The 20347-nt window shown below is 70.6% G+C and carries 26 protein-coding genes; 15 read left to right on the top strand and 11 right to left on the bottom strand.

Annotated elements, in window-relative coordinates; genetic code table 11:
* The first annotated feature begins 146 nt into the window (after positions 1-146).
* Genes VEC03_RS16105 through VEC03_RS16120 form a run of 4 tightly spaced genes read left to right on the top strand, consistent with a single transcriptional unit; the run spans position 147 to position 3921 of the window.
* The gene (locus VEC03_RS16105) at positions 147-1253 is read left to right on the top strand and encodes an S-(hydroxymethyl)glutathione dehydrogenase/class III alcohol dehydrogenase (protein WP_324917303.1); all 1107 of its coding nucleotides are present in this window, start codon (positions 147-149) and stop codon (positions 1251-1253) included.
* A 1-nt stretch (position 1254) separates the two neighbouring features.
* Positions 1255-2100 (top strand): S-formylglutathione hydrolase, encoded by an 846-nt coding sequence (fghA, locus tag VEC03_RS16110; protein WP_324917306.1) that lies wholly within the window; start codon positions 1255-1257, stop codon positions 2098-2100.
* A 35-nt stretch (positions 2101-2135) separates the two neighbouring features.
* Complete coding sequence (locus tag VEC03_RS16115) at positions 2136-2555, top strand: VOC family protein (RefSeq protein WP_324917309.1); 420 nt, start codon at positions 2136-2138, stop codon at positions 2553-2555.
* Between the two features lie 34 nt (positions 2556-2589).
* Positions 2590-3921, top strand: a complete 1332-nt coding sequence (locus tag VEC03_RS16120) for a TIGR03862 family flavoprotein (protein ID WP_324917313.1) — start codon at positions 2590-2592, stop codon at positions 3919-3921.
* Here VEC03_RS16120 and VEC03_RS16125 read toward each other — a convergent pair.
* Both VEC03_RS16125 and VEC03_RS16130 read right to left on the bottom strand, forming a co-directional pair.
* A complete protein-coding gene (locus VEC03_RS16125; RefSeq protein WP_324917316.1) occupies positions 3843-5153 on the bottom strand; it encodes a galactose oxidase-like domain-containing protein in 1311 nt (436 codons plus the stop codon). The two genes, VEC03_RS16120 and VEC03_RS16125, sit on opposite strands and share 79 nt — an antisense overlap.
* 425 nt (positions 5154-5578) lie before the next feature.
* On the bottom strand, positions 5579-6700 hold the full coding sequence (locus tag VEC03_RS16130) for a 3-deoxy-7-phosphoheptulonate synthase (protein WP_324917319.1): 1122 nt from the start codon (positions 6698-6700) through the stop codon (positions 5579-5581).
* 59 nt (positions 6701-6759) lie between these two features.
* On the opposite strand from VEC03_RS16130, the gene VEC03_RS16135 reads away from it, so the two are divergent.
* The 4 genes from VEC03_RS16135 to VEC03_RS16150 all read left to right on the top strand — a co-directional run bounded on the left by VEC03_RS16135 (position 6760) and on the right by VEC03_RS16150 (position 10311).
* Positions 6760-7476 (top strand): haloacid dehalogenase type II, encoded by a 717-nt coding sequence (locus VEC03_RS16135; protein WP_324917322.1) that lies wholly within the window; start codon positions 6760-6762, stop codon positions 7474-7476.
* Between the two features lie 129 nt (positions 7477-7605).
* A complete protein-coding gene (locus tag VEC03_RS16140) occupies positions 7606-7800 on the top strand; it encodes a hypothetical protein (protein ID WP_324917325.1) in 195 nt (64 codons plus the stop codon).
* A gap of 100 nt (positions 7801-7900) precedes the next feature.
* Entirely contained in the window at positions 7901-9067 is a 1167-nt protein-coding gene (locus tag VEC03_RS16145) for a mandelate racemase/muconate lactonizing enzyme family protein (RefSeq protein ID WP_324917328.1), read from the top strand.
* A 44-nt stretch (positions 9068-9111) separates the two neighbouring features.
* Positions 9112-10311: an MFS transporter gene (locus VEC03_RS16150; protein WP_324917330.1), complete on the top strand. Its 1200-nt coding sequence runs from the start codon at positions 9112-9114 to the stop codon at positions 10309-10311.
* Between the two features lie 28 nt (positions 10312-10339).
* On the opposite strand, the gene VEC03_RS16155 is transcribed toward VEC03_RS16150, so the two are convergent.
* The 6 genes from VEC03_RS16155 to VEC03_RS16180 all read right to left on the bottom strand — a co-directional run bounded on the left by VEC03_RS16155 (position 10340) and on the right by VEC03_RS16180 (position 14801).
* On the bottom strand, positions 10340-11647 hold the full coding sequence (locus VEC03_RS16155) for a TRAP transporter large permease (protein ID WP_324917333.1): 1308 nt from the start codon (positions 11645-11647) through the stop codon (positions 10340-10342).
* A 28-nt stretch (positions 11648-11675) separates the two neighbouring features.
* On the bottom strand, positions 11676-12248 hold the full coding sequence (locus tag VEC03_RS16160; protein WP_324917336.1) for a TRAP transporter small permease: 573 nt from the start codon (positions 12246-12248) through the stop codon (positions 11676-11678).
* Positions 12238-13242 carry a TRAP transporter substrate-binding protein DctP gene (gene dctP, locus VEC03_RS16165; protein ID WP_324917339.1) on the bottom strand — a complete coding sequence of 335 codons (1005 nt, stop codon included), beginning with the start codon at positions 13240-13242 and terminating at the stop codon, positions 12238-12240. The genes VEC03_RS16160 and dctP overlap by 11 nt, the downstream gene beginning before the upstream one ends.
* Positions 13243-13420: 178 nt before the next feature.
* Complete coding sequence (locus tag VEC03_RS16170; protein ID WP_324917342.1) at positions 13421-13663, bottom strand: DUF2798 domain-containing protein; 243 nt, start codon at positions 13661-13663, stop codon at positions 13421-13423.
* Positions 13660-14259, bottom strand: a complete 600-nt coding sequence (locus VEC03_RS16175) for a flavodoxin family protein (RefSeq protein ID WP_324917344.1) — start codon at positions 14257-14259, stop codon at positions 13660-13662. The genes VEC03_RS16170 and VEC03_RS16175 overlap by 4 nt, the downstream gene beginning before the upstream one ends.
* A 44-nt stretch (positions 14260-14303) precedes the next feature.
* On the bottom strand, positions 14304-14801 hold the full coding sequence (locus tag VEC03_RS16180; RefSeq protein ID WP_324917347.1) for a DUF2938 family protein: 498 nt from the start codon (positions 14799-14801) through the stop codon (positions 14304-14306).
* Positions 14802-14880: 79 nt separating this feature from the next.
* Here VEC03_RS16180 and VEC03_RS16185 point away from each other — a divergent pair, with 79 nt between their 5' ends.
* Both VEC03_RS16185 and VEC03_RS16190 read left to right on the top strand, forming a co-directional pair.
* Complete coding sequence (locus VEC03_RS16185) at positions 14881-15318, top strand: helix-turn-helix domain-containing protein (RefSeq protein WP_324917350.1); 438 nt, start codon at positions 14881-14883, stop codon at positions 15316-15318.
* A gap of 71 nt (positions 15319-15389) precedes the next feature.
* Positions 15390-16061: a transglutaminase family protein gene (locus VEC03_RS16190; RefSeq protein WP_324917353.1), complete on the top strand. Its 672-nt coding sequence runs from the start codon at positions 15390-15392 to the stop codon at positions 16059-16061.
* A gap of 255 nt (positions 16062-16316) precedes the next feature.
* Here the strand turns inward: VEC03_RS16190 and VEC03_RS16195 are convergent, their stop codons facing one another.
* A complete protein-coding gene (locus VEC03_RS16195) occupies positions 16317-16475 on the bottom strand; it encodes a hypothetical protein (protein WP_324917355.1) in 159 nt (52 codons plus the stop codon).
* Positions 16476-16662: 187 nt separating this feature from the next.
* Between VEC03_RS16195 and VEC03_RS16200 the strand changes: the two genes are divergently transcribed.
* The 5 genes from VEC03_RS16200 to VEC03_RS16220 all read left to right on the top strand — a co-directional run bounded on the left by VEC03_RS16200 (position 16663) and on the right by VEC03_RS16220 (position 18668).
* Positions 16663-16995 (top strand): hypothetical protein, encoded by a 333-nt coding sequence (locus VEC03_RS16200; RefSeq protein ID WP_324917358.1) that lies wholly within the window; start codon positions 16663-16665, stop codon positions 16993-16995.
* 101 nt (positions 16996-17096) lie between these two features.
* The gene (locus VEC03_RS16205) at positions 17097-17369 is read left to right on the top strand and encodes a hypothetical protein (RefSeq protein ID WP_324917361.1); all 273 of its coding nucleotides are present in this window, start codon (positions 17097-17099) and stop codon (positions 17367-17369) included.
* A gap of 110 nt (positions 17370-17479) precedes the next feature.
* The gene (gene arsC, locus VEC03_RS16210; protein WP_324917363.1) at positions 17480-17854 is read left to right on the top strand and encodes an arsenate reductase (glutaredoxin); all 375 of its coding nucleotides are present in this window, start codon (positions 17480-17482) and stop codon (positions 17852-17854) included.
* 52 nt (positions 17855-17906) lie between these two features.
* Positions 17907-18302, top strand: coding sequence for a TraR/DksA family transcriptional regulator (locus VEC03_RS16215; RefSeq protein WP_324917366.1), 396 nt, complete (start codon positions 17907-17909; stop codon positions 18300-18302).
* A 132-nt stretch (positions 18303-18434) separates the two neighbouring features.
* Complete coding sequence (locus VEC03_RS16220) at positions 18435-18668, top strand: hypothetical protein (protein ID WP_324917369.1); 234 nt, start codon at positions 18435-18437, stop codon at positions 18666-18668.
* A gap of 57 nt (positions 18669-18725) precedes the next feature.
* Here VEC03_RS16220 and VEC03_RS16225 read toward each other — a convergent pair whose 3' ends face one another.
* Positions 18726-19232, bottom strand: a complete 507-nt coding sequence (locus tag VEC03_RS16225; protein WP_324917371.1) for a hypothetical protein — start codon at positions 19230-19232, stop codon at positions 18726-18728.
* Positions 19229-20266: a Ku protein gene (locus VEC03_RS16230; RefSeq protein ID WP_324917374.1), complete on the bottom strand. Its 1038-nt coding sequence runs from the start codon at positions 20264-20266 to the stop codon at positions 19229-19231. Before VEC03_RS16230 ends, VEC03_RS16225 begins: the two co-directional genes overlap by 4 nt.
* Positions 20267-20347: the final 81 nt, after the last annotated feature.

Raw genomic sequence — 20347 nt, forward strand, 5'->3', positions numbered from 1 at the left:
GCCCGCGCGCGCCCGCATCGGTGCGGCCGAGGCGGTGCGGTGCGAGCCTGCATCATCACACCACATCGCGCTGCGCAAGCTGCTAGAAAGGGACCTTTTGCCCGGCGCCGAGCGCCGGTCGTTGCAGCGCGACAAGGAGACTGGACATGAAGACACGTGCCGCCGTGGCCTGGAAGGCCGGCCAGCCGCTCACCATCGAGGAGCTCGACCTGGACGGGCCGCGGGCCGGCGAGGTGCTGGTGGAGGTCAAGGCCACCGGCATCTGCCACACCGACTACTACACGCTGTCGGGCGCCGACCCGGAGGGGCTGTTCCCGGCGGTGCTGGGCCACGAGGGCGCCGGCGTGGTGCTCGAGGTCGGCGCGGGCGTCACCTCGCTGAAGCCGGGCGACCACGTGATTCCGCTCTACACGCCGGAGTGCCGGCAGTGCAAGTTCTGCCTGTCGCGCAAGACCAACCTGTGCCAGCTGATCCGCGGCACCCAGGGCAAGGGCCTGATGCCCGATGGCACCTCGCGCTTCTCGCTGGACGGCAAGCCCATCCTGCACTACATGGGCACCTCCACCTTCAGCAACCACATCGTCGCGCCCGAGATCGCGCTCGCGAAGATCCGTCCGGATGCGCCCTTCGACAAGGTCTGCTACATCGGCTGCGGCGTCACCACCGGCGTCGGCGCGGTGATCTACACGGCCAAGGTGGAGGCCGGCGCCAACGTGGCGGTGTTCGGGCTGGGCGGCATCGGCCTGAACGTGATCCAGGGCGCGAAGATGGTCGGCGCCGACAAGATCATCGGCATCGACCTCAATCCGAAGCGCGAAGCCATGGCGCGCCAGTTCGGCATGACGCACTTCCTGAACCCCAAGGACCACCCGGACATCGTCGACGCCATCGTGCAGCTGACCGACGGCGGCGCCGACTACAGCTTCGAGTGCATAGGCAACACCACCACGATGCGGCAGGCGCTGGAGTGCTGCCACAAGGGCTGGGGCCAGAGCATCATCATCGGCGTGGCGGAAGCCGGCGCGGAGATCAGCACGCGGCCGTTCCAGCTGGTGACCGGGCGGCAATGGAAGGGCTCGGCGTTCGGCGGCGCGCGCGGCCGTACCGACGTGCCGAAGATCGTCGACTGGTACATGGAGGGCAAGCTCAACATCGACGACCTGATCACGCACACGCTCAAGCTGGAGGACATCAACAAGGGCTTCGAGCTGATGAAGGCGGGCGAATCGATCCGCTCGGTCGTGGTGTACTGAGATGGATACCGTCACCACGCTGGAAGAGCACCGCTGCTTCGACGGCGTGCAGGGCTTCTACGAGCACGCGTCGCAGGTGGTCGGGCTGCCGATGCGCTTCGGCGTCTACCTGCCGCCGCAGGCGCAGCAGGGCCCATGCCCCGTGCTCTGGTGCCTGGCCGGCCTGACCTGCAACGAGCAGACCTTCGCCATCAAGGCCGGCGCGCAGCAGCACGCCGCACGGCACGGCCTGGTGCTGGTGACGCCGGACACCAGTCCGCGCGACACCGGCGTCGCCGAGGCCGATGCCGACTGGGACTTCGGCACCGCCGCCGGCTTCTACCTCGATGCGACCCGCGAGCCGTACGCGCGCCACTGGCGCATGGAGAGCTGGCTGGTGCAGGAGCTGCCCGCGGTGCTGGCGGCGCGCTTTCCGGTGCGCAGCGATCGCGCCGGCATCCTGGGCCACTCGATGGGCGGGCATGGCGCGCTGACGCTGGCGCTGCGGCATCCGGGCCGCTTCCTCAGCGTGTCGGCATTCGCGCCGATCTGCGCACCGACCGAGGTGCCCTGGGGGCAGAAGGCCTTCCGCGGCTACCTGGGCGAGGATGCGGCCGGCTGGACCCGACACGATGCGGCGAAGCTGGTCGAAGGCGGCGCGCGCGCCCCGTCGCTGCTGGTGGACCAGGGCCTGGACGACAACTTCCTCGATGCGCAGCTGCGGCCCGAGCGGCTGGAGCAGGCCTGCGCGGCCGCCGGGCAGCCGCTCACGCTGCGCAGGCATGCGGGCTACGACCACGGCTACTTCTTCATCGCCAGCTTCGTCGCCGACCACATCGCCCACCACGTCGCCGCACTCGGTGATTGAACACAGGGCAGGCCCACTTCGAGAAAGGACTGGACATGGAACTGCATAGAGGACGGCTGATCGATCACGTGCAGCTGGTCGTGCGGGACCTGGCGGCGTCGCGCCGCTTCTACACGGCGGTGTTCGACGTGCTGGGCATCCCCATCGGCGGCAGTGCCGATACCCATTTCTGGGCCGACGAACTGTTCGTCTCGGCACCCGATAGTCCCGAGGCGGAAGGCGTGCTGACCGGGCGCCACCACCTGGCCTTCCAGGCGAAGGACCGGGCGATGGTGGATGCGTTCCACCGCGCGGCCCTGGCCCATGGCGGCCGGGACAACGGCGCGCCTGGCGAGCGCCGCTACCACCCGGGCTACTACGCCGCCTTCGTGCTGGACCCGGACGGCAACAACATCGAGGCGGTCTTCCACGGCGAGGCGCAGCGCAGCGCGCCCTCGGTGAAGGTCACGTTCTGAAGGTCCCGGTGCCCGCCCCACGGACAATCGCCGGGTGACTGCTCCTTCCCTGCGCGCCGCCGTGATCGGCGGCGGCCCTGCCGGCCTGATGGCCGCCGAGATGCTCGCCGCACAGGGCATCGAGGTCGATCTCTTCGATGCCATGCCGTCCGTCGGCCGCAAGTTCCTGCTGGCCGGCCGCGGCGGGCTGAACCTCACCCATTCCGAACCGGCCGGGCCTTTCCTGTCGCGCTATGGCGCGCGCAGCGGCGACTTGCGCGAGGCGCTCACCGCTTTCGGCAACGACGACGTTCGCCGCTGGGCCGCGGAGCTGGGCATCACGACCTTCGTCGGCACCTCCGGGCGCGTGTTCCCCACCGACCTGAAGGCCGCGCCGCTGCTGCGCGCCTGGCTGCACCGGCTGCGCGCGGCCGGCGTGCGGCTGCATACCCGGCACCGCTGGACGGGCTGGGATGACGGCGGCGCACTGGCCTTCGAGACGCCGGCCGGCCCGCGCACGCACGCCGCCGACGCCACGGTGCTCGCGCTGGGCGGCGCCAGCTGGCCGCGCCTGGGCTCCGATGGCGCCTGGGTGCCGCTGCTGGCCGCCCGCGGCGTCGACATCGCGCCGCTGCAGCCCTCGAACTGCGGCTTCGACGTGGCGCCGATGCGGCCGGGCGCGGCCGGCTGGAGCGATGTGCTGCGCCAGCGCTTCGCCGGCCAGCCGGTCAAGCCGGTGGCCGCGCGCCTGCCCACGCAGCCGCCGCAGGAGGCCGTGCAGGGCGAATTCGTGCTGACCGACACCGGCATCGAGGGCAGCCTGGTCTACGCCTTCTCGGCGCGGCTGCGCGACGAGATCACCGCCCACGGGCAGGCCACCTGGCTGGTCGACCTGCTGCCGCAGCACGGCGCAGCGCAGGTGCTGGCCGAGGTGTCACGCCCGCGCGGGCCGCGCAGCCTGTCCACCCACCTCAAGAGCCGGCTCGGCATCGCGGGCGTGAAGGCCGCGCTGCTGCACGAGGTGCTGTCGCCTGGGCAGCTGGCGGATCCGGCCGCGCTGGCCACGGCGCTCAAGGCGCTGCCGCTCACGCTGGCCCGCCCGCGTCCGGTGGAGGAGGCGATCAGCACCGCCGGCGGGGTGCGCCTGGAAGCGCTGGATGCGAACGCGATGCTGCGCGAGGTGCCCGGCGTGTTCTGCGCCGGCGAGATGCTGGACTGGGAAGCGCCGACGGGCGGTTACCTGCTCACCGCCTGCCTGGCGACCGGGCGCGTGGCGGGGCTGGGCGCCGCGCGCTGGCTGCGGACGCACTACCCCGCGGTGGCGCCCAGCTGCACGATGCTGCCGACCGACGGCACGCCGTTGCCATCGACCAGGAACAGCATGTAGAAGCCCGGCGGCGCCAGGTTCGCATTGGCCGGCGCCGTGATCTCCAGGGCCACCGGGCCCCGCGTGAACGGCAGCTCGTTGATGCGCTGGTCCATGTTGAACGCGTGCGTGACGGCCGACAGCCGGATCAGCGTGACCTTGGCGATGCCGGCCGCCTGCGCGCTCTGCACCGTGAACTGCTGGCCGTACGCGACCTGCGCCGGCACGCCGCCCAGAGCCGGGCGGGCACCCTTGAAGAGATAGGGCGGCGAGAAGATCTCGACTTCGCGGAAGACGTCGCCGGCATTGCGCTCGCCGCCCAGCACGACCACCCGCCCATCGGGCAGCAGCACCGCGGCGGAGTGGTACAGGCGGGCCACCGAGCCGCTGGACAGCGTGGTCCAGGTCTCGGTGCTGGGGTTCCACAGCTCCGCCGACAGCACCGGCGTGTTCGCGTTGTTGTGGCCCGGCCCCGAGGTGCCACCCGTCACCAGCACCGTGCCATCGGGCAGCAGGGTGCTGGTGAGGTGCCGCCGTGCCACGGACATCGAGCCCACCGTGCGCCAGCCCGGGTTGGCCGCGTTCATGTCGATGACCTCGGCCGAAGCGACCGGCGGGTCCCCGCCCCCGACGACCAGGATCTTGCCGGGCGCGTACATGGCCGCGGTGCCGTAGTCGCGGAACCCGTGGTTGCGGTTGGCCACGAACGACCAGCTGCCGGTACCGCTCGTGTCCAGCGTGCGGGTCGTCGTGTCCGGTCCGACGTCGACCACACGCCCGTTCGGCAGCACGAACATCATCGGGTACATCGGCTGGCGCAGCTGCGCGCTGCTGAGGTCGCGCCAGGTGTTGCTAGCGGCCTGGTAGACCTGCGGCAGCGGGTTCATGTCGAACTCGCCGTCGACCGTCCCCGACAGGACGAGTGCGTCGCCGTTCGGCAGCGTGGTCACCGTCGGGTACCAGCGTCCCGCGTTCATGTCGGGCGCGCGCGTCCAGCCGTTGGTCCGGGGGTCGTAGACGGACGCATCGGACAGGCCGACGAAATCCGCGAGGTGGCCGCCCGCCAGCAGCACCCGGCCATCCCCCAGGTAGCCGTGGCCCGCGCAGAACAGGTCGTAGCCCGGGTTCGGCAGGGTGCTGACGGCCTGGGTCAGGGGGTCCCAGAGGATCTGGTTGTGTTCGCGTCCCACCAGCATCATCCGACCGTTGGGCAGGTACACGACGTGGACCGGGGAGATCGGCAGGTTCGGCAACTGGGCCCACTGGCCTACGTTGGCCTGCGGGAACGTGGGACCCGGGTCGACGACGACGGGAGGACAGCCCGGATCGGGCGCCGGCCCGCTGCAGTTGGGCGTCGTCGGCGCGACCGCGACCGGGGCCGAGGGCGCGGTACCCGACGGCTGCGGAAGCGCACCCGTGGACTGCGGGCCCGCGGCCGTGGGCTGCGATAGGCTGGGGGACGAACTTCCGCCTCCCCCACCTCCACAATGGACCAGGAGCAAGACACAAGCGCCGACCAGCGCCACCCTGACCGCCACCTGCATAGCGCCTCCGATCAGAATGGCCTGACGATAGGAGCTTCCGCGAAGCCTGGAGTAGCCCTGATGGACTATGTACTGGCTGGCGCCAGGCGGTCCGCTTTTCGGGAATGCGCTACGGACCTGGGCGCCGGGAGCCGCTAACCGGCCTGCACGCGGCGCTGCCGCACGTCGCCGGCCAGCTGTCGCAGCAGGGCTTCCGTCTGCCCCCACCCGATGCACGCATCGGTGATCGAGACGCCGTACTGCAGCGGCACCCCCGGCTTCAGGTCCTGCCGGCCTTCCTCCAGGTGGCTCTCGACCATCACGCCGCTGATCCGGCGCGAGCTGGCAGCGATGCGGCGGCCGATGTCGGCTGCCACCTCGACCTGCCTGCGATGCTGCTTGCTGCTGTTGGCGTGCGAGCAGTCGATCATCACCGTCCCGGGCAGGCCGGCCGCGCGCAGCACCTCGCACGCCGCATCGACGTCGGCGGCCGAGTAGTTCGGCCCCTTGCCGCCGCGCAGGATCACGTGGCAGTCGCTGTTGCCGCGCGTCTCGAACACGGCGGCCACGCCCATCTTGGTCATGCCCATGAAGGCGTGCGGCGCGCGCGCCGCGACGATGGCATCGGCGGCCACCTTGACGCTGCCGTCGGTGCCGTTCTTGAAGCCGATCGGGCAGGACAGCCCCGAGGCCAGCTGCCGGTGGCTGGGGCTCTCGGTGGTGCGCGCGCCGATGGCGCCCCAGGCGATGAGCTCGGCGATGTACTGCGGCGACAGCAAATCCAGGAACTCGGTGCCGGCCGGCAGGCCCAGCTCGATGATTTCCAGCAGCAGGCGGCGTGCGCGCTCCAGCCCCTCGTTGATGGCGAAGCTGCCGTCCAGGTGCGGGTCGTTGATGTAGCCTTTCCAGCCGACGGTGGTGCGCGGCTTCTCGAAATACACGCGCATCACCACCAGCAGCTCGCCTTCGAGTTCGCCGGCCAGCGCCTTCAGCCGCCGGGCGTACTCGATGGCCTGGGCGTGGTCGTGGATGGAGCAGGGGCCGACGATGGCGAGCAGCCGGTCGTCGCGGCCGTGCAGCACGTCGGCGATCTGCGCGCGGCTGCGCTCGACCAGCGCCAGCGTCGCATCCGACACCGGCAGCATCTCCTGCAGCAGCGCCGGCGTGATCAAAGGGCGCACCGCCTCGATGCGGGTGTCGTCGATGCGGGTGGTGTCGCGGGTGCCATGGCGGCGGCCGGCTTCGCGGTCGTGCCGGGGATCGTCGAGGGTGTCCATGGACGCTATTGTCCGTCGCGGTGTACGCTGGCGCCTCCCGCCCGAAAGGAATGCAGCCCATGGCCCGACCCGACGACCTGGCCGCCAGCGTGCAGGTGCTGGCCTTCGACGTGTTCGGCACCGTCGTCGACTGGCATGGCTCCATCGTGCGCGAACTGCGCGAGCGGCACCCCGAGGTCGACGGCGATGCCTTCGCGCGGGCCTGGCGGGCCGGCTACTTCCCGGCCATGGCGCGGGTCGCGCGCGGCGAACTGGGCTGGACGCGCATCGACGACCTGCATCGAATGATCCTGGACGAGATCCTGCCGGGCTTCGGGCTGCAGCACCTGGGCGAGGACCAGCGTCAGCACCTCAATCGCGTATGGCACCGGCTGGCGCCTTGGCCCGACAGCGTGGCCGGGCTCGCGCGGCTGAAGCGCCGCTTCACGATCTGCACCCTGTCCAACGGCAACATCGGGCTGCTCACGAACATGGCCAAGCACGCCGGCCTGCCCTGGGACTGCGTGCTGTCGGCCGAGGTGTTCCACGCGTACAAGCCCGACCCGGCCACCTACGGCGGCGTCGCCGACATCTTCGGGCTGGCGCCGCAGCAGGTGATGATGGTCGCGGCCCACCACTTCGACCTGGAAGGCGCGCGCGCCTGCGGCCTGCGCACCGCCTACGTCGAGCGGCCGCTGGAGAACGGGCCGGCGCAGCCCAAGGACGTGTCGCCGCAGCCCGGCAACGACCTGCACTGCCGGGACCTGCTGGACCTCGCGGACCGTCTAGGCGCCTGAGCCTGGACGGGCGCCGATCGGTGCTCCGGCGGCGCTTGCGAAGTTTCCCTCTGTCCCTTAGTCCATCGCCCTACTCGACAGTGGCAATGGCCCCCTACGCTCGCTGCATCACACAGGAGGAGTGCACCGATGTCCGCCAGCCATGACGACCGCTTCCCGGCCTTCGCAGAACGGCAAGGCGAGGACCCGCGACGGTTCCACGGCAACGACTTCGACTACGCGCCCACCGTGCCCATGCCGCTGGCCCACGGCTGGGAGCCGACCCAGCCCATGGCGCTGGCGCACTTCGAACCCACCATGCCGGCGCCGCTGACGCGGCGCTGAGCCCGCACGTCGCGCCCGGCGCCGCCGAGGAACGGCGCCATCCCCGAGAACTCGCCGCCCGGCGAGGGCCACGTGGTTTGCGCCACACTCGGGGGCTCCCATGAAGATCGTCGACATCCTCGAATCCACGCGTCCGATCCGCTCGGACATCCGCAACGCGTTCATCGACTTCTCGAAGATGACCCTGAGCCTGGTGGCCGTGGTCACCGACGTCGTGCGCGACGGGCGGCCCGTCATCGGCTACGGCTTCAACTCCAACGGCCGCTACGGCCAGGGTGGGCTGATCCGCGAGCGCTTCGCGCCGCGCCTGTTGGAGGCCGATCCGGCCTCGCTGCTGGACGACAGCGGCGGCAACCTGGATCCGCACAAGTGCTGGGCCCGCATGATGCTCAACGAGAAGCCCGGCGGGCACGGTGAGCGCTCGGTCGCGGTCGGCACCATCGACATGGCGATCTGGGATGCGGTCGCCAAGATCGAGCGCAAGCCGCTGTTCCAGCTGCTGGCGGAGCGCTACGGCAACGGCACGCCGAACCCGCGCGTGTTCGTCTATGCCGCCGGCGGCTACTACTACCCGGGCAAGGACATCGAGGGGCTGCAGCGCGAGATGGCCAGCTACCTGGAGCGCGGCTACTCGGTGGTGAAGATGAAGATCGGCGGCGCGCCGCTGGCCGAGGATTGCCGGCGCATCGAATCGGTGCTGAAGATCCTGGGTCCGGGCCAGCAGCTGGCGGTGGACGCCAACGGCCGCTTCGACCTGGCGACCGCCATCGACTACGGCCGCGCGCTGTCGCAGTACCCGCTGTTCTGGTACGAGGAGGCCGGCGACCCGCTCGACTACGAGCTGCAGGCCAAGCTGGGCGAGGTCTACGAAGGACCCATGGCGACCGGCGAGAACCTGTTCTCGATGCAGGACGCGCGCAACCTGATCCGCCACGGCGGCATGCGGCGCGATCGCGACTGGCTGCAGTTCGATTGCGCGCTCAGCTACGGCCTCGTGGAGTACCTGCGCACGCTGCGCATGCTGGACGAGTACGGCTGGTCGCCCAGCCGCTGCATCCCGCACGGTGGCCACCAGATGTCGCTGGCCATCGCCGCCGGCCTGGGCCTGGGCGGCAACGAGAGCTACCCCGACCTGTTCCAGCCCTACGGCGGATTCCCCGACGGCGTCGTCGTGCGCGAGGGCTACGTGGAACTGCCGCCGCTGCCCGGCATCGGCTTCGAAGGCAAGGCGGACCTGATCGCCGAGATGCGCCGCCTCGCGAGCTGATTGGTGGCTGCGCAACGCATACGGGTCTGCTGACGATGCGGCAGGTGTTGTCCAGCCCGTGGGGCGTGCTGGGTGTGACGCTGGCCATCCAGGCGCTGGTGTCCATGACGGTGATCACGGTGCCGGCCATGGCCCCGGCGGTGGCGCAGGCGCTGCACGTCTCGCCCTCGCTGGTCGGGGCCTACATCGGCCTCGTGTACGTGGGCGCGACGCTTGCCAGCTCCATCGCCGGCCCGCTGGTGCTGCGGTACGGCGCCCTCCGCGTCAGCCAGTGGGGGCTGCTGGCCTGCGCTGCCGGCCTGGCGGTGTCGGCGCTCTGGGCTTCGGTGCCCGGCATGGTCGTCGGCGCACTGCTGGTGGGCCTCGGCTACGGCCCGATCACGCCGGCCAGCTCGCACCTGCTGGCCCGGACCACGCCGGCGCATCGCGCGGCGCTGGTGTTCTCGATCAAGCAGACCGGCGTGCCGCTGGGCGGCGTGATGGCCGGTGCCATCGTGCCGCCGCTGGTGCTGGCCGGCGGCGTCGGGCTGGCGCTGTGGAGCGTGGCCGCCGGCTGCGTGCTGTGCGCGCTGCTGGCGCAGCCGCCGCGCGCCGCGCTCGACGCCGACCGCGACCCGACGCGCGCCGTGAGCCCGGCCAGCTTCCTGCGGCCGATCCGGCTGGTGCTCGGCCATCCGCAACTGGCGCCGCTGGCGGCGTACTCCTTCGTGTTTTCGGCCATGCAGATGTGCCTGGCGGCCTTCCTGGTCACCTACCTGCACACGCGGCTGGGCTACAGCCTGCTTGCGGCCGGCGCCGCGCTGTCGGTGGCGCAGGCCGGCGGCGTCTTCGGCCGCGTACTCTGGGGCTACATCGCCGACCGCTGGCTGGGCACCGGCCGCATGCTGGCTTCGCTGGCGGCGCTGATGGGTCTGTGCGCCGCGGCCACGGCCGCCCTGCAGGCCGGCGTGCCGCGGCCGCTGGTGCTGGCCCTGATGGCCGCCTTCGGTGCCTCGGCCACCGGCTGGAACGGCGTCTACCTGGCCGAGGTGGCGCGCCGCGCGCCGGCCGGCATGGCCGGTACCGCCACCGGCGGCTCGCTGGCCATCACCTTCTTCGGCGTGGTGCTGGGCCCCATGCTGTTCAGCGCCGTGTCCACGCTGTTCGGCAGCGAGCGCGCCGGCTTCGTCGGCCTGGCGCTGGCGGTGGCGGTGTGCGCGTGGCGGCTGTGGCGATCGGCCCGGGTTTCGAAAGATCCTGCGTGAGCCTCGTGCCGCAGACGCGGTCCGCGCGCTAGCCCATCACCTTCGAGGGCAACCAGGTGGCCAGCTCGGGGAACACGCAGAGGATCACGATGGCCAGCACCATGCAGGCCATGAAGGGCAGGGCGCCCTTGAGGATGGTGGGCAGCCTCACGTCCGGCGTGATGCCGTTGATGACGAACAGGTTCAGCCCCACGGGCGGGGTGATCAGGCCCATTTCCATGTTGATGGTCAGCACCACGCCGAACCAGATCGGGTCGAAGCCGGCGGCGGTGATCACCGGCATCAGGATGGGCGTGGTCATCAGGATGATGGCCGCCGGCGGCAGGAAGCAGCCCGCCACCAGCAGCAGCACGTTGATGGCGGCGAAGATCAGCCAGCGGTTCACCTCCAGGTCGGCGATGCTCTGTGCGATCGACTGGGTGACCTGCAGCGAGGACATCATGTAGCCGAACAGGATGGAGGTGCCGATGATCAGCATCAGCATGCCGGACTCGCGCATGCCGTCGCGCAGGATCACCCACAGGTCGGCCGGCTTCCAGACGCGGTAGATCACCACCACCATCACCAGGCACAGCGCGGCACCCACGCCGGCGGCTTCCGACGGCGTGGCGATGCCGCCGTACAGCGCGTAGACCACGCCGACGATGACGGCCAGGAAGGGCAGCAGCCGCGGCATCAGCTCCAGCTTCTGCCGCATCGAGTAGATGCGGTCGGCGTCCACCAGGCGGGTGCCGCGCTTCCAGCTGAGGAACAGGGCCCAGGCCATGAACAGGCCGGTGAGCAGCAGGCCCGGCAGCACGCCGGCGATGAACAGCCGGCCGATCGAGGTCTCGGACGCGATGCCGTACAGGATCATGGTGATGCTGGGCGGGATCAGGATGCCCAGCGTTCCGCCGGCCGCGATGGCGCCGGTGGCTAGGTCGGCGTCGTAGCCGCGGCGGCGCATCTCCGGGATGCCCATCTTGCCGATGGCGGCGCAGGTGGCCGGCGAGGAGCCGCTCAGCGCGGCGAACAGCGCGCAGGCGCCGATGTTGGAGATCACCAGCGAGCCCGGCACCCGGTGCAGCCAGCGCGCGAGCGCCTCGTACAGGTCGGAGCCGGCGCGCGAGGACGCCACCGCCGCGCCCATGATGATGAACATGGGCAGCGAGACCAGCGTGAAGTCCTCCAGCCCGGCGAACACGGTCTCGGGCAGGAAGTGGATGCTGCTCCAGCCGTCGAAGGCGATCATGAAGACCAGTGCCACGGCGCCGAGTCCGAACGCGATCGGCAGGCCGGTGGCCAGCAGCGCGCAGGTGGCGACGAAGACCAGCAAACCGATCGCCATCGGGCCCATGGAAAACCTCCTCGACAGGAAAGAACGGCTAGAGACGGTCCTCGGCGGCCAGCCCGAAGGGCAGCTCGCGCCGGGTGAGGACGAGGAACACCTCGGTGGCGTACTGCAGGCACAGCAGCGCGAGGCCGACCGGCACCGAGAGGTAGGGGATCCACAGCCGCGCCCGCCAGATGCTGGGCGTGGTGGCGCCGGTCTCCCAGGCTTCGTACCACCAGGGAATGGCGGCGTAGAGGAACAGCGCGCAGAACGCCACCGCCACCACCGAGCCGACCAGGTGCAGCGTGCGCCGGGCCGGCATGCCCACCATCAGCGGCACCACGTCGACGGCGACGTGGCCGCGGGTGAGCAGGATGTAGGGGGCGCCCAGGAAGGTGGCGGCGATCAGCGAGAAGGTGACGAACTCGGTCTGCCAGATCGAGGACTCGCCCAGCACGGCGCGCACGAACACCATGTGGCAGACGACGCCGACACCCAGCAGGATCAGGCCGGCGGAGAAGACGCCGAAAGCGCGGGACACGCTGCGCACCACCGCCACCCACCCCGGCAGCGGCTGCGCCTGTCCTTCCACCCAGCCCGAAAGCGGCGCCGCCTTACTTGACACTCAGCGCCTTCTCGATCAGCTCCTTGCCGCCGGGCACCTGGTCGGCGAATTCCTTGTACGAGGTCTTCTGCGCCACGGCGCGCCAGGCGTCGGCCTCGGCGTCGGTGAGCGTGACGACCTCCACCTTGTTCTTCTTGAAGGTCTCGACCATCTTGTCGTCGAGCTTCTTGGACTCGGCTTCGAAATAGGCCTGGGCCTTCTTCGAGGCTTCGGTCAGCGCCGCCTTCTGCTTGTCGTCCAGCTTGTCCCAGGTGCGCTTGGAGATCAGCACCGGTTCGTACATGAACCACAGGGCGTTGTCGCCGGGCGCGGTCAGGCACTTGAGCTGCTCGTACAGGCGGAACGAGACGAAGCTGCCCGAGGAGGTGTCGGTCGCCTGCGCCACGCCCTGCTGCAGCGCGTTGTAGACCTCGTTGGAGGGGATGGACACGATTGACGCGCCGGCGCCGGCCCACATCTGCGAGAAGGTGGCGCCGGCCGAGCGCACCTTCAGGCCGGAGGCGTCCTCGGGCTTGCGGATGCACTTGTCCTTGCCGCCGAACGCACCGGCCAGCCACGCATCGGCCAGCACCTTGACGCCGTTCTGCTCGATGATGGCCTTGATGTCCTTCATGAAGGGCGAGGCGTTGATGCGCTGGGCATGGGCGTGGCTCTTCACCAGGCCCGGCATCAGGGTGGCGCCGAACTGCGGATGGAAGCCCGAGGCGTAGTCGAGCGGGAACGAGGTCATGTCGATCTGCCCCGACTGCATCGCCTTCCACTGCTCCTTGGGCTTGACCAGGCTGGAGCCGGGATAGACCTTGATCTCCACGCCGACGTTGGCCTTGGCCACGTCGCGCGCGATCATCTGCACCATCTCGTCGCGCACGTCGCCCTTGCCGCCGGGGAACTGGTGCGAGGCCTTGAGCGTGATGTTCTCGGCCAGCGACGGCGTGGCGGCGAAGGCGGCGGTGAGCAGGCCGGCAAGGACCCGCAGGGTGGCGCGATGCTTCATGTGGTGTCTCCGTTATGGCACGGCGCAGGCCCGCCGCGGGATGCAGCGGGCCCAGCCCATCCGATGGTTTTGTACCAACATGGTAGGTGGCAGCGGCCGCACGCGGCCCCGGGAATACCATGAACCCGGCAGGCGGTCGCGCCGGCGGTGCCATGGGCCAGGGCCCGCGTGAAGCCGATCAGCTGCGGACCGTCGCACCCGGTTCGACCAGCCGCGCCACCACGCGCCGCGCCAGTGGCGCCGCGACCAGCACGATGGGAAACGCGATCGCCCAGGCCGGGAGCCAGGCGCTCGCCCACAAGTCCGTGAAGCCGGGGACCAGTCCTGCCACGCGCACGGTCGCGATGCCCGACACGAGGAACGACATCAGCCCCGACAGGATGAACCCGAACAGCACGGGCGCGAAGCGTGCGGGGATCATGCAGTTGCCTCCACGGACTGCTCGATCTGTACGTCCCGGGCAAATCGGTGCAGCGTGCGCGCGAAGTTCGCGCCGAACAGCCGCGCCGTGCGGATGTCGCCGGGCACGAAGTCGTCGGCCGGCGCCGAGTGGCCGGCCTGCGCCATCAGGCCGGACCAGGAGCCCAGCCGGTTGGCGGCCTGTTCGTAAGGCACGCCCTGGTGCTGCTCGGGAAGGATGGGGTTGCCGACCCAGACCAGTCCGTGCTGCATGGCGAACACGAACATGGAGGTCAGCGTGGACTGCTTGTCGCCCGCGGGCAGCGAGGACACCGTGAAGCCGCAGGCCAGCCTGCCTTGCAGCTGCTGGCTGCGCCACATGCGGCCGGTCGAGTCCATGAAGGACTTGAAGGGCCCGGACACGCCGCCCAGGTAGGTCGGCGAGCCGAAGATGAAGCCGTCGAAGCCGAGCAGTTGTTCGGGTGCGCCGGCGAGGTCTTCCACCTTCAGCAGCTGGACGTCGGTGGCCCGCAAGGCGGCGGCGCCGGCGGCGACGTGCTCCGCGATGTGCCGCGTGTGGCCGTGGGCGCTGTGGTAGACGAGGGCGAGTCGTTTCATGGTCGATCCTTGGGAAGTGACGAGGTGGGTGGAGTGGGAGAGTCTCAGCGCGCGAGCGGCGCGAGGACGAGGGCGGCCAAATACAGGCCCGCGCCGAACACGGCGTGGTTGGCGACGCTTCGCGCGACGTTGCGCAGCGGCGTCGCGGTGCGCGACGCGGCGATGCCGGCGCCCATCGCCGGCTGCATGACGAACAGCGGCGCGGCGAGCGTGGCCAGCCCCACCGACAGGGCGGGCAGCCAGCTCGGGTCGCGGACCCAGCCCGCGCCCTGGATGCCGACCAGCAGGCCGGCGAACGCGATGCCGGTCGCGTAGTGGAAGCCCCAGCCGAGTGCGCGTTCGCGCGGGATGGGCGCCGACTTCGCGATCGCGGCGTGGGCCCATCGGCCGCGCGCCAGGTGCCCGACCCAGCGGCCCATGAGGGCGAAGTCGAGCGTGGGCACCTGCAGGCGCCTGAGCAGCAGCAGCCACAGGTCCATGGCTGCGGTCGCGGCCATGCCGATGAGGGCGACGTGGAGGAGGTCTCGTGCAAGGGGGTTCATGAGCGGTTTCCGTTGACGTGGCGGGAGGGTGTGAGGCACTCTACGAGTTCAAGTCAACTTCAAGTCAAGGGGTTCGTGCATGGACATCGCGGAAGTCGCCAGGCGATCCGGCGTGCCGGCTTCGACGCTGCGGTTCTACGAACAGAAGGGGCTGATCGCCTCCGTCGGGCGGCAGGGTCTGCGTCGGCGCTTCGAGCCGCGCGTGCTGGACCAGCTGGCGCTGATCGCGCTGGGCCGCGCCGCGGGCTTTTCGCTCGACGAGATCGGGTCCATGTTCGCGCCCGACGGCCGCCCCAGCATCGACCGGCGCATGCTCTCGGCCAAGGCCGACGACATTGACGCGATGGTCAAGCGCCTGAAGGCCATGAGCGAAGGCCTGCGACATGCGGCGGTGTGTCGCGCACCCAGCCACGCCGAATGCCCCAGCTTCCAGCGGCTGCTGCGCGCGGCCGCGGCCGGCACGCTCGAGGGCCGCGGCAAGCCGCGCGGGCTGGTGCTCGAACCGCGCCGGAAATGAGGCGCGGGCGCGGCGCGCGGCACTGGGCTTTGTCAAGTTCCGTGCGGGACCCCGTCGCTATAGTGCAAGGCATGGATACGCAACCTTCTCCCGCCACGCTCGCACCGGGCGTGCTCGTCGACAGCACGCACCCGGCAGTGGTGGCACTGGCCGCCCGCGCGCAGGGCAGCAGCGACCGCGAGCGCGCGGTCTCGCTGTACCACCTGGTGCGCGACGGCTTCCGCTACGACCCCTATCGCATCGACCTCGGCGAGCACGGCATGAAGGCCAGCACCGTCATCGAGAAAGGCTTCGGCTGGTGCGTGCCCAAGGCGGCCCTGCTGGCGGCGGTGGCGCGCGCCTCGGGCATCCCGGCCCGCGTCGGCTACGCGGACGTGCGCAACCACCTTTCCACGCAGCGCCTGCGCGATCTCCTGAAGACCGACCTGTACGTCTGGCACGGCTACACCGAGCTGTGGATCGACGGCCGCTGGTTGAAGGCGACGCCGGCGTTCAACATCGAGCTGTGCGAGCGCTTCGGCCTGTTGCCGCTGGAATGGGACGGCACGGCCGATTCGATCTACCACCCGTTCGATCGCGCGGGCCGGCAGCACATGGAGTACGTCAACCAGCGCGGCACCTTCGACGACGTGCCGCGAGAGCGCATTGCCGATGATTTCGCGCAGCTCTATCCCGACTGGGTCGAGAGCGCCCGCGCCGCCGACGACCAGTTCCAGCGGGACGTGGAGCAGGAGACGCGCTGAGCCGCCCGCGCTGGGGGTTTCGCCGAGGGGCCGACGCTGCGTGAGGGCGCACTTCGCAAGTAGGACGGAACCCACAGACGCGGTGGACAACTCTGTGGGAAAGCGCTGGGCACCGGGGGCGAAGCGGCACCGCTGCGCGCTTTCGACGGACTGCTGAAAAAAGAGGCAAAGGGCGGTCCGTAACCCATCGTCACAAACCCGCGCTTGCGCCGTGCACCTGAATAGGGCTGCCTCAACCCATCCGTAAGGGCGCGCTCAGTTCAGCACCACCGTGAGCAGCACGCCGACGCCCGGTGCGGTGGTCAGCAAGGCGATCATGAGCCACAGGCCGAGGCCGCCGCGACGGCCTTCCTCGACGGCGCCGGTGTCGGCCCACCAGCTCTCGCTGAAATGTGCGTGCACGGGGGTGGTCATGGGCGCCATGCTCGCGAGGCGCGAACGGCGCTCGTGTAGGAATTGCGCGGCGCAGAAGGTCAGCGGTTTGCCTGAAAGCTGGGCCGTGTGCCCTGCAGTGCCGCGCCATGCTGATCAAGCAGGGACTGCCTCGACTCCCGCGTCCGAACTACAGGCCCCGCGGACGGACCGGCGTACGGTGCCCCGCGTGCCGACCGTCCAATCCCCGTCGCTCGACCCCGTCGCCGAGATCTTCGATGCGATCACGCAGGCGCGGCTGGGCGCGCCGGGCTGCGGCACCGCGTGCCGGGTGGCGGTCCGCAGCCGCACCGGCCAGCTCCTGGCCACCTTCGTGCTCGACAACGCACAGCAGCTGCAATCCTTCGGCGAACGCATGGCTCCGCTGGGCTATCGCGCCAGCCTCGTCGGCAGCGGCGGCAACGCGCGCCACGACTTCAGCATCGATCGCCGCGCCGCGAACGAAGCGCTGCATGCGCCGCACCGGCGCCAGGGCGACGCGGCCAAGCCGCTGGCGCACTGACCGGCATTGCCGAAGCGCTCCGACACCTGCCCGGTCTCGCGCCTTCCCAGAATTGCCTGTGCCTTCCGCGCGTTGCGGCAGGCAACCTGAAAGGACCAGCCATGGCATCCGAGAACGACAAGGCGGCGGGTGAGGGCGCTCGCCCGGCGCAACCCTGGCACGCGGCGGACGAGAAGCGCCGGCGTGGCCAAGGCGCACCGGTCGGCACGCACAGCCTCACGGGTGGGGGAGGCGACGTGGGCATGCCCGCCAAGCCGACGGCCGAGCGCGGTGTCGAACGAAGCGAGCCGCGCGAGACGCCGGAGCCGCGGCGGCCCGACCCGATGGCCGAGCCGCGCGCGGGCCTCGGCGAGATCCTCGGCCGCAAGCCCTGAAGTCTTGCCGCAGCTGCGGATGGCCCGCGCCCTGCAGGGATTGCGTGGGGCTGGCCTGCAACCTGCGCGCGGGCTGGGCATGATCGTCCATCTTCGAGGAGAGGCTTGCCATGTCCGACGTGACCATCTACCACAACCCTGCCTGCAGCACTTCGCGCAACACCCTGGCCCTGTTGCGCGAGCACGGCGTCCAGCCGCAGGTGGTCGAGTACCTCAAGACACCCCCGGCGCGCGACGAACTGCAGCGCCTGGTTGCGCAGATGGGCATCCCGGTGCGTGGGCTGCTGCGCAACAAGGAAGCGGTGTACGGCGAGCTGGGCCTGGACGATCCGAAGTGGACCGACGACCAGCTGGTCGACTTCATGCTGCAGCACCCCATCCTGATCCAGCGCCCGATCGTCGCCACGACGCAGGGTGTGCGGCTGGGCCGTCCGCCCGAGGCGGTGCTGGAGATCCTGCCCGGCACCAGTGGGCAACGGACGTAACAGCCCTGTTGCCCGGCCCCCGGCGAACGGCGCCGGTCCGCAGAATGGGCGGATGCAGGCACACGAGCTGACCGAGGCGCAAGGGGCCGAACTGCGGACCCTGCTGGACCGCCGCGAGCAGGAACTGCAGGACACCATCGAGCGCCTGCGCAACGGGCTGGCGACGCCCGACGCCAGCGGCGCGGGCGTGCTCGATTCGGTGGAGGAGGGCGACGCCCGGATGATGGCCAGCGTGGACCTGGAGCAGCTGCGTCGCCACGAGGCGGAGCTGCTGGAGATCCGCCATGCGCGCGACCGCATGCACCAGGGCGAGTACGGACGCTGCGAGGAATGCGACCGGCCGATTCCCTTCGAGCGGCTGAAGGCGCAGCCGCAGGCGCGCTTCTGCCTGGAGCACGAGGCGGCCTGGGAAAAGGCCCATTCCGTTCGCTCGCCAGCCGCGTCCTGAGGCTGGAAAGGGGCGCTTTCCGGCACCGTCCGGTCGAGTCTGGATGGGTTCCGACGGACAAGCGAGGCGCCGTCCTACACAGAGCCCGCTGAGCTTGGCCAAGGATGGGCATCCCTTTCACCAGGAGCCGACATGACCCAACCCACGGATACCCCTCGCAAGCGCGGATTCGCCCTTCTCGACCCGGAAAAGATGCGCCAGGTGGCCGCGCTGGGCGGCCGAACCGCCCATGCGGCCGGCCGTGCGCACCAGTTCTCCCGCGAGGAGGCCCGTGCGGCGGCGCGTCGCAGCGTCGAAGTCCGCACCCGCCGTGCGGCCGAGGCGCGCCCGGCCGGCGGCACGGACGGCGGCAGCCCGTCCGCCTGACTCCCGCGCGAACCCGCGCGACCCCGGCCTCGTGCCGGGGTTTTTCTTTTCAGGCCCTCAAACGGGATAGACGGATTCCGGCTCGGCATCCACCGCGAGTTCGCCGACGCGCTCGCGCAGCTGCTCCGCCAGCTGGTGCACCGCCAGCTGGTGCTCGCGCCACAGGGCCAGGAAGCGGCCGTCGTGGTCCGATTCCAGCCAGGCTTCCGGATCGGCCGCACGCAGCAGCTGCTGGCGCCACAGGAAGTCCAGCATCTGCGCATGCACCTCCAGCAGCCCCACCATCGCGGGTGCGAGTTCCGGGAAGCCCGCCTGCTGCAGCTGGCGCGCCTTCACCAGCGCCGCGTGCGCCGACGGCGCCTCCCCGGCGAACCGGACCACGCGGCGCTGCTGGGCCACCCACTCGGCATAGCGGGCCAGCGCGTCCAGTGCCTCCTCCGCCTGCCGGCGGCGCAGGTCGCGGCGGGCCTGGTGCCAGGTGATCCAGGCGCTGGCCAGCGCGATGCAGGCCAGCGCGACGGCCAGCCAGAGCACGTGGTACTGCAGCGCCGACATGGCCCTCACGCGGCGCGCCGCGTGCGGCTCTTGGCGGCGGTCTTGCCGGTGGCCTTGCGCTTGCCCTTGCCGGCCTCGCCCGCCTCCTCGTCGCGCGCCACTGCCTTCTCTTCCGTGTCTTCCTTGCGGGCGCGCGCGGGTGCCGGCGCCTTGGCGCGTGTCGACGTGCGTGCCGCCGGGGCCGGTGCAGGCGCCGGCTCGGCCGCCTTGCCGCGCAGGCTGCGGCGCAGCAGTTCGGTCAGGTCGATGACCTCGGCGCCGGCCGGCGCCGGCTCCACCGGCGTCACCGTCTCCAGCTGGCCGGCCTGCGCCTTGGCCTCGACCAGCTTCATGATCTCTTCGCTGAACGAATCGCGGTAGGCGCTGGCCGTCCAGTGGCCGCTCATGCCCTCGATCAGCTGCTTGGCCATGTTCAGCTCGGGTTCCTTCACGCCGGCGGCCTTCGCATCGGCCGGCGGCAGCTTGAGGTCTTCCCAGGTGCGGATCTCGTTGCCCCAGCGCACCAGGTTCAGCACCAGCGCCGGCCCGCTGGGGATGAGCACGGCCAGGTGCTGCTTGGTCTGGATCACGACCTTGGCGATGCCGATCTTGCCGGTCTGCCGCAGCGCCTCGCGAAGCAGCGCATACACCTTGTCGCCCTTGTTGATCGGGGCCACGTAGTAGGGCCGCTCGAGGTAGACGAAGGGCACCTCGTCGGCGTCGACGAAGGCCTCGATCTCGATGGTCTGCGTGGTGCGGGGGTAGGCCTTGGCGATCTCGTCCGGGCTGACCACGACGTACTCGCCGGTGTGCCACTTGACGCCCTTGACGATGTTGTCCTTGTCGATGTCCTCGCCGGTCTTCTTGTTGATGCGCTTGTAGCCCACCGGGTCCATGGTGCGCTTGTCGAGCCAGTCGAAGTCGATGCCGCTCTCCGCCGTGGCCGAGTACAGGCCGATGGGGATATGCACCAGGCCGAAGGTGATGGCGCCTTTCCACAGCGTGCGAGTGGAGGAGGGCGCCATGCCCTCGGTGGACGGGATGTCGTGGGCGGAGGAGGCCATGTGTTTCAGTCTGCAAACCGGTGCGCACCGATGCTGTCGGCACCGCGCACGCACTGCTGTAGGTGCGGGCGTACAGCGCTG

The sequence above is a fragment of the Ramlibacter sp. genome (assembly GCF_035627355.1).
GTDB lineage: Bacteria > Pseudomonadota > Gammaproteobacteria > Burkholderiales > Burkholderiaceae_C > Ramlibacter.

Bases quoted from the DNA above. Each gene is read 5' to 3' on its own strand.
- VEC03_RS16105 (WP_324917303.1), top strand. From the start codon at position 147: ATGAAGACACGTGCCGCCGTGGCCTGGAAGGCCGGCCAGCCGCTCACC.
- fghA (WP_324917306.1), top strand. From the start codon at position 1,255: ATGGATACCGTCACCACGCTGGAAGAGCACCGCTGCTTCGACGGCGTG.
- VEC03_RS16115 (WP_324917309.1), top strand. From the start codon at position 2,136: ATGGAACTGCATAGAGGACGGCTGATCGATCACGTGCAGCTGGTCGTG.
- VEC03_RS16130 (WP_324917319.1), bottom strand. From the start codon at position 6,700: ATGGACACCCTCGACGATCCCCGGCACGACCGCGAAGCCGGCCGCCGC.
- VEC03_RS16135 (WP_324917322.1), top strand. From the start codon at position 6,760: ATGGCCCGACCCGACGACCTGGCCGCCAGCGTGCAGGTGCTGGCCTTC.
- VEC03_RS16140 (WP_324917325.1), top strand. From the start codon at position 7,606: ATGTCCGCCAGCCATGACGACCGCTTCCCGGCCTTCGCAGAACGGCAA.
- VEC03_RS16145 (WP_324917328.1), top strand. From the start codon at position 7,901: ATGAAGATCGTCGACATCCTCGAATCCACGCGTCCGATCCGCTCGGAC.
- VEC03_RS16155 (WP_324917333.1), bottom strand. From the start codon at position 11,647: ATGGGCCCGATGGCGATCGGTTTGCTGGTCTTCGTCGCCACCTGCGCG.
- dctP (WP_324917339.1), bottom strand. From the start codon at position 13,242: ATGAAGCATCGCGCCACCCTGCGGGTCCTTGCCGGCCTGCTCACCGCC.
- VEC03_RS16170 (WP_324917342.1), bottom strand. From the start codon at position 13,663: ATGATCCCCGCACGCTTCGCGCCCGTGCTGTTCGGGTTCATCCTGTCG.
- VEC03_RS16175 (WP_324917344.1), bottom strand. From the start codon at position 14,259: ATGAAACGACTCGCCCTCGTCTACCACAGCGCCCACGGCCACACGCGG.
- VEC03_RS16180 (WP_324917347.1), bottom strand. From the start codon at position 14,801: ATGAACCCCCTTGCACGAGACCTCCTCCACGTCGCCCTCATCGGCATG.
- VEC03_RS16185 (WP_324917350.1), top strand. From the start codon at position 14,881: ATGGACATCGCGGAAGTCGCCAGGCGATCCGGCGTGCCGGCTTCGACG.
- VEC03_RS16190 (WP_324917353.1), top strand. From the start codon at position 15,390: ATGGATACGCAACCTTCTCCCGCCACGCTCGCACCGGGCGTGCTCGTC.
- VEC03_RS16195 (WP_324917355.1), bottom strand. From the start codon at position 16,475: ATGACCACCCCCGTGCACGCACATTTCAGCGAGAGCTGGTGGGCCGAC.
- VEC03_RS16205 (WP_324917361.1), top strand. From the start codon at position 17,097: ATGGCATCCGAGAACGACAAGGCGGCGGGTGAGGGCGCTCGCCCGGCG.
- arsC (WP_324917363.1), top strand. From the start codon at position 17,480: ATGTCCGACGTGACCATCTACCACAACCCTGCCTGCAGCACTTCGCGC.
- VEC03_RS16215 (WP_324917366.1), top strand. From the start codon at position 17,907: ATGCAGGCACACGAGCTGACCGAGGCGCAAGGGGCCGAACTGCGGACC.
- VEC03_RS16220 (WP_324917369.1), top strand. From the start codon at position 18,435: ATGACCCAACCCACGGATACCCCTCGCAAGCGCGGATTCGCCCTTCTC.
- VEC03_RS16230 (WP_324917374.1), bottom strand. From the start codon at position 20,266: ATGGCCTCCTCCGCCCACGACATCCCGTCCACCGAGGGCATGGCGCCC.